This is a genomic window from Aliidiomarina haloalkalitolerans (assembly GCF_003987315.1).
GTDB classification, from domain to species: domain Bacteria; phylum Pseudomonadota; class Gammaproteobacteria; order Enterobacterales; family Alteromonadaceae; genus Aliidiomarina; species Aliidiomarina haloalkalitolerans.
On sequence record NZ_PIPI01000007.1, the window covers coordinates 150,575 to 157,346 of the forward strand.

5 protein-coding genes and 2 pseudogenes are annotated in these 6,772 nt (G+C 41.9%); 4 read left to right on the forward strand and 3 right to left on the reverse strand.

The features are described from left to right. Positions 1–23 precede the first annotated feature (23 nt). The 4 genes from CWE06_RS10050 (at position 24) to CWE06_RS10065 (ending at position 4,057) form a co-directional block, all read left to right on the forward strand. Complete coding sequence (locus CWE06_RS10050) at positions 24–983, forward strand: restriction endonuclease (protein ID WP_126793707.1); 960 nt, start codon at positions 24–26, stop codon at positions 981–983. A gap of 32 nt (positions 984–1,015) precedes the next feature. Beyond that, on the forward strand, positions 1,016–1,459 hold the full coding sequence (locus CWE06_RS10055; RefSeq protein WP_126793709.1) for a DUF6932 family protein: 444 nt from the start codon (positions 1,016–1,018) through the stop codon (positions 1,457–1,459). Continuing rightward, on the forward strand, positions 1,456–2,379 hold the full coding sequence (locus CWE06_RS10060; protein ID WP_126793711.1) for a hypothetical protein: 924 nt from the start codon (positions 1,456–1,458) through the stop codon (positions 2,377–2,379). The genes CWE06_RS10055 and CWE06_RS10060 overlap by 4 nt, the downstream gene beginning before the upstream one ends. A 439-nt stretch (positions 2,380–2,818) precedes the next feature. Then, entirely contained in the window at positions 2,819–4,057 is a 1,239-nt protein-coding gene (locus CWE06_RS10065) for a DNA cytosine methyltransferase (RefSeq protein WP_126793713.1), read from the forward strand. Here the strand turns inward: CWE06_RS10065 and CWE06_RS10070 are convergent. The 3 genes and pseudogenes from CWE06_RS10070 to CWE06_RS10080 all read right to left on the reverse strand — a co-directional run. Beyond that, positions 4,019–5,065 (reverse strand): hypothetical protein, encoded by a 1,047-nt coding sequence (locus CWE06_RS10070; protein WP_126793715.1) that lies wholly within the window; start codon positions 5,063–5,065, stop codon positions 4,019–4,021. The two genes, CWE06_RS10065 and CWE06_RS10070, sit on opposite strands and share 39 nt — an antisense overlap. A gap of 276 nt (positions 5,066–5,341) precedes the next feature. Then, positions 5,342–5,449: pseudogene (locus CWE06_RS12655) on the reverse strand (ATP-binding protein); the annotation flags it as partial. A 105-nt stretch (positions 5,450–5,554) separates the two neighbouring features. Then, a pseudogene (locus CWE06_RS10080) lies at positions 5,555–6,514 on the reverse strand (IS256 family transposase); the annotation flags it as partial. Between the last annotated feature and the right edge of the window lie 258 nt (positions 6,515–6,772).

Below are 6,772 nucleotides of genomic sequence, written 5' to 3' on the forward strand. Positions count from 1 at the left end.
CCTCAATAAAACGGAGCAACAAATTGGCTGTTTTAAATTTCAAAGAGATACCTGAAGCTCACAATGCAAGTGGAATGCAAGATACATTTGAACTGTTTGCTCGCGATTTTCTCTCTTTTATGGGTTATAAGATCATAACCGATCCAGACAGAGGTGCTGATGGTGGAGTTGATTTAATTGTTGAAGAAAAGCGTACTGGTGTAGGTGGCGAAACCATAATCAGATGGCTTGTAAGCTGCAAGCACAAGGCGTTTAGTGGAAATTCTGTTTCACCAACTGACGATGCCAATATTCGAGATAGAGTCGAGGCAAATGAGTGCCAGGGTTTTATTGGCTTCTATTCAACCCTCGCTAGCACAGGACTATCAACAAATCTTGAGGGAATGAAAGGTAAGATCGAGTATCAAGTCTTTGATAGAGAAAAAATCGAGGGCCAGCTACTTCACTCAGCCAAAGGCCTTGAAATAGCCGAAAGGTACTTTCCTGAATCACTTTCTGAGTGGAAAACAGAAAATCCACAACCGGCAAAAATATTCGTTGAGAAGCCAAGCTTGAAATGCAAAGTATGCGAGAAAGAGCTTTTCGACCAAGACGATAACGGGGTAATAACGCTTTGGTCGAGAATGCGAACTGATTATGAAAATGAGAAGGAGCATTTCGACCATGTATTCTGGACGTGCAGAGGGCACTGTGATTCTGCGCTTTCTGCTTATATAAGAAAACAAAACAACAACTTGGTAGATGGATGGGAAGATATTTCTGATGTCATGATGCCCACAATATATATTAAGTGGGTTATGAGCATCATGAATGAACAACGCTCTGGTGTGGTCTATTCGGATGAAGCTTTTGAAGGCCTGAAGGAGTTTCTTCTTCAAGTGTTTCCATATGTATCTCGCCACCTCACTAACAAAGAGTTAGATAGAGTCAAATCTCTTGGTATGATTCCATCGTACTTGGGAGGCCTAGGGCATGAAGGCTAACAAGGCCGTTAACTACAAAATAAGAGTCTGACATGGAAGAACAACCAATATTAGAACCAGGAATACACGACTTTGAGTTAAGTGAGATTGGAAATCATTTTCTGAAAGATTTTGTGGGATCAGAGACGCGGGCTCCACTGATAGCCAATCTCCAAACATACGTAAAATATTTATCTGGCTTAGGTGCTTCGATTGAATTGTGGATAGATGGCTCTTTTACAACCAATAAACTAAATCCGAATGACATTGATTTAGTTGTATTTTCGCCCGAGACAGAGCTAGATGCATTGCCCCCTGAAAAGCAGAAGATGTTTCAAGCCTTAACAGATAGGGCATCAGTCAAGCAGCATTTTGGGTTGGATGTGCTTTTTTGTGTGGCAGAAGATCACGACATGCGAAGTTACTGGCGTGGTTGGTATGGCTTCGATAGAAATGAACGCCCTAAAGGAATTGCTCGGGTTATGGTGGTAGCATGAGTGATAAAATCAATCAAAGAGTAAAGCAGGTTAAGGAGCTTTTAGAGCAGGCCAAACAAAAGGCAAATGAAGGTAGTTTTGCTTATAAATTGACTGCGAACTCCCTCCAATGCCACGTAAACGAATTAGCTCAGATAGAACTCACATCGAAACTGAGCCCAGCGTTCGAAATGTTAGATTTTCGAATAAAAGCCCCTAGTTTGAAAACAGGTAGTGCTCCACTTTCGTTGGTTTCTAAGTTAACAGAAGAGGTTCGTAAGACCCTCGGCTATGCTGCGCTTCGATTGCTGCAAGGCGGTATGAATCGGAAAAGGGTGCCAAAAGATTTATATACGGAATTGGATTTGCGATTGGAAGGGATTTTGCCTGGCTCTTCCAGATTTATAGTTTCGGCAGCAGCGAATCGAGACCTGCTCAATGATGGATTGAGTAAAGGAGCAATAGAGCGAGTGTTTTCTGTCTTAGCATCTTCAGGAGAAGGACAAGCTTTTCTTAATTCTGTTAATGACCTAGGTCCGTCCGGATCAAAGAGTCTACGTGAGTTTCTGAAGGTCATTCGCTCTTATGATGCAGAACTTGAATTTACATGGACATATGCGGGTGAAGAGATTTGGCGTTGGAACGGCAATAGAGAAGTTATGGACTCAGTAACTTCCGCACTTGAGGTCACTGAAATTGTCGAAGAAGAGAAAGTCATGCTTCACGGAAAAATTGAGCTCCTGAGTAAGCGTGAAAAAATAGATCTGAGGTCTCACGAGGGTAATCTGATAAGGGTGCTTTACCCCAAGCGCTTACTCCCGATCGTCAGTGAGCTCCATCTTGAGCAAGAGGTAACGCTCCACTGCCAAGTCACTGAAACTGAGAACCCTATTACAGGTGAGTCTTCAATATTCTACGAACTATTAGAGATGAAACGTTAACAAATAGTTGAATGCCACCCACTAGATATGAAAGTGGCTCGAGGGGCCTTGCTCACTTAGCTGCGTCGCATGGACAGCACAAACCCCTTACCCAAACCAAGTGGTGGGTAAACTGGTGGGTAAAGTTTCATTTCCGGCTCATCTCGACCATCCAAACTCAACAATATCAATTATTTATAAATTTCAACCAATATTAAGATCCAGAATATTGAGTGATCTTTATAAGATAATGGCTACAAAAGCTAACAATACTCACCTGTCTTTTGTTAACTGATTGATTTATTGCACTTATTTTAAAAAAATTAATACCTTTAACTTATGAGAATCAAACTCTTTATAAAATATAGATCTAAATGGCAGTTAACTTCAGAAAACACGCGACAATTGAAATCCTCTATGATATCATTAAAAAAGAATAAAGTTGTCTGGGGTTAACTATATGAAAAATAAAAGGTTACTTTCTTTGTTTAGTGGTTGTGGAGGTATGGACCTTGGTTTTGAGGGTGGCTTTAAAGTTCCCAAGGAAGCTGTCAATCCTAGAATTCATAAAAATGGGTGGAAAGCGCTAGATGACGAGTGGGTCTATTTGGAACCTACATCATTCGAAACCGTTTTTTCTAATGATATTCTTCCGAACGCAGAAGCCGCATGGAAAGGCTACTTTGGAGAAGAGCGAGGCTTGCAGGCAGCGAGTATTTTCCGCAATGAGAGTATTGTAGATCTGGTAAAACGGGCAACTATGGGAGAAAAGATATTCCCCTCTAATGTCGATATAGTTACGGGTGGTTTCCCATGCCAAGATTTCAGTGTCGCAGGTAAAAGAAACGGCTTTCATTCGCACAAGAATCATCTAAATAAAGCCGTATCTACTGATGAGCTAGAAGAAACACGTGGTAAACTTTATGTTTGGATGCGGAAAGTTATTGAAATTACAAAGCCGAAAGTTTTCATTGCTGAAAACGTCAAAGGTTTGATTAGCTTAGGTGAAGCCAAAAGGATAATCGAGAAGGACTTTTCATCAATCGATGAGAATGGTTTTTTAGTAGTCCCTGCAAGAGTTTTAAATGCCGCAGATTATGGCGTGGCACAGAAAAGAGAAAGAATAATTTTTATTGGGTTAAATAAGAGTTATTTAAAGCCCGGAGTAGAGGAAGCGATAAATACAGGTGAAGTAGATATTTATCCGCAAGTAACTCATTCAAAAGAGGGAATAGATTTGATGCCGTACACTAAAGTAAAACATTACTTTAGGGGATTGCAAGAACCTGAAGAGAGTGAAGATCCTGCGCAGCAAAAGTACTCCAAAGCCCGCTATTGTCCTGGCTCCCAAGGCCAGATAGAAGTCGACATTGAAGGGTTATCACCGACAATAAGAGCAGAACATCATGGGAATATTGAATATCGCCGACTAGCTTCAGATAAAGGAGGACGATATATTAATGAGTTACTTCGAGGAAAGTTAGAGCGTCGTTTAACTGTAAGGGAGTGTGCAAGAATACAGACGTTTCCTGATGAATTTAAATTTGTGAGGAATAAGACAAAGGACGAAAATTACCCTTTGTCTGCATCTGGAGCATATAAAGTCATCGGAAACGCTGTGCCCCCACTTTTAGCGTTTAATATTGCAAAAAGATTGGAGTTAATTTGGCACGATATATTTTCTGAAGGCAGAGCGTAACAATGGTCCAAGATAATAGGCGTTGTTATTATTGATTTGTTTTTTTAATAGTTTATACCATGACCTTACTTTGCCGTTTTGGGAGATTTCCGCCGTTGGTATCTCCCAGTACTCAGTTAACAGTTCCAAGTCGAGATTATTTAAACAATCGATGAGGCTCTGAAAAACAAGTTCGTCAGACAAGAAGCACATCATCTTAGGGACTTTTTCCCCAATTTCGGCGACATAAACCTTTCCGCCCGCAGTAAATCGGTCTCTAAGACAGTGATCTGTAACAGAGTAACGAGATACCATATAGGCTGAGGCGCGATAATATTTTGACCTTGATTTATTTCCAAATAACTCTGGAAATAAAACCAATATCTCGGTTGTAATTCTAGTTTGAAGAGAGCTATCTAATGAATCAAATGCTTTGACGAAAGATGATTGTTGCTCATCTATTTCTTCCGATTCTGGCAGCCACCATACATCTTCACCGGGATTTGCTTGAGACTTTAAATACGACCTAAAAACTGAAAACTTATTTTCTAACCCTGAAACTTGCTCATAACTGACTCCGATTTTATTGAATATCGAACCCCCGTCTGGAGTGTCCATATTAATTGTATATCTTGGACTATGTGTTATCTTGATGTTGTCAGCACACTCCTCAAAACGCCGCCATTTAAACTCTGGACGAGTTCCACCAAACATTCCAAACAAGATAAATATGTCCTCAAGCCCCTCTATTTTCGTGGTCTCCATTATGCTTCCGCCCATGCTGCTCCATCGCTGTGAAGAAGTAGTTTTTACTTCTAATCCGAAAGTTCGGCCGTTTACTTTAAATGTAATATCAGGGAATTTATGGCCCGATATTAAAACGATTTCTTGAATGTTGTGTTTCGAACTGATGGAAATGAGTGCGTTCTCAACGACTGGCTCAAGGCTTATGCCTGTTTTGCCTTCCGTTTTTTTATTTAATGGTCCGTTAAGCAGTGAAACTAGATCAGATAATATGTCAAATGGCAAAATTACATCTCTCCAAATTTTCTGGATAAAAGCTTTTAATGAATCCAGGCTAACGAATTTAGGGTGAGGCTGGTTCGATTGGGTAGCTATAGAGTTTACGAGAGTTCACTATGTTTTTTATGAACAAATGCAAAATACAAAGCTAAAATAGATGCGATATCGACAATAACCCATGATTCTGCATATTTCGGTGATTCCGAACAGCGATTCCGGAGTTATCCGATCACCTGTTAGCCGTTCTTTTTCATAATCCTCTTTTTACGCTAAGTGATCAGATTAGTCTAGCTTTCTCATAGATTCTCCTGTCAGTTCTATTCGGTGGCTGTTGTGCAATAATCCGTCAAGTAAGGCGTCAGCAATGGTCGGACTGGGTATCAACTTGTACCATTCGCTGGTGGGATTTGGCTAGCGATGATGGTGCTTGATTGGTGATAGCGTATTTCCATGACATCAAGCGAGGGTGTTCAATATTCTGTGTCAGCCAAGTTTTCATAGGTCTATGTGATCATCCAGTCGGCCTTCGAAGTGGATGCTCAGTTGCGACAGCGTTAGGTTCCAGTTTTGAACTGGGTGTGACCAGCGCTCAGACGCTTTTAACATACCAGCGTAAAGCAGCTTGAGCAAGCTGTTCTCGTTCGTAAAGCCACCTTTGGTTTTGGTCAGCTTGCGAAACTGGCGGTGCACAGCCTCAACGGCGTTGGTCGTGTAAATGGCAGTGCGCACGTAGTCTGGGTATTTGAAGTACGCTGATAACGTCAGCCATTTGCTGCGCCAGGACTTTATCACGATGGGATACTTGTCACCCCATTTGGCTTCTAAGTCGTCTAGGGCGCTCTCTGCAGCGCTGAGTGTCACTGCCTTGTACACGCACTTTAAGTCGGCCATGAAGGCTTTCTGGTTCTTACTGGCGACGTATTTCAGCGAGTTACTAATTTGGTGAATGATGCAGTGCTGGACTTCAGTTTTCGGAAAGATACTTTCGACGGCTTCAGGGAAGCCTTTTAAGCCATCGACGCAGGCGATAAGAATATCTTGGACACCTCGGTTATGTAGGTCGGTGAGTACGCTAAGCCAGTGGTGCGCGCCTTCTGACTCGGACAGGTAAAGGCCGAGCAGCTCTTTTTTACCTTCAACATTGAGGCCGAGAATGGTGTACACCGATTTACTGATGAAGCGCCCATTCTCTTTGATTTTATAGTGAATAGCATCGAGCCAGACGATGGGATAAACAGCTTCTAGTTGCCGCTCACGCCAAGCCTGAAGCTCTGGCAGTAGCTTATCGGTGACCGCATTGATGGTGCCGTTCGACACATTAATTCCGTACAAATCTTCGATGTGCATGCGGATATCTTGATAGCTGGTACCCAGCGAAAACAGCGCAATAATTTTACGCTCGAGCTCATCGGTTAAATGCGTCTGGTGCTTTTTCACGAGCTGAGGCTCAAAGTGCATGTTTCGGATGAATCCGAACACTCATTTCGGTTCAATCCGATCACCCATTTCGGTTTAAACCGATCACCTGTTTCGGTTTAAACCGATCACCCATTTCGGTTTAAACCGATCACCTGTTTCGGTTTAAACCGATCACCTGTTTCGGTTTTATCCGATCACTTTTAGCCTTTTTCCGAAATCGCTGTTCGGATTCCCGTAATCGGTGATCGGAATACCGAAATTCCGTTCTTTTTCTAACTAAATCAACTGGTAAGC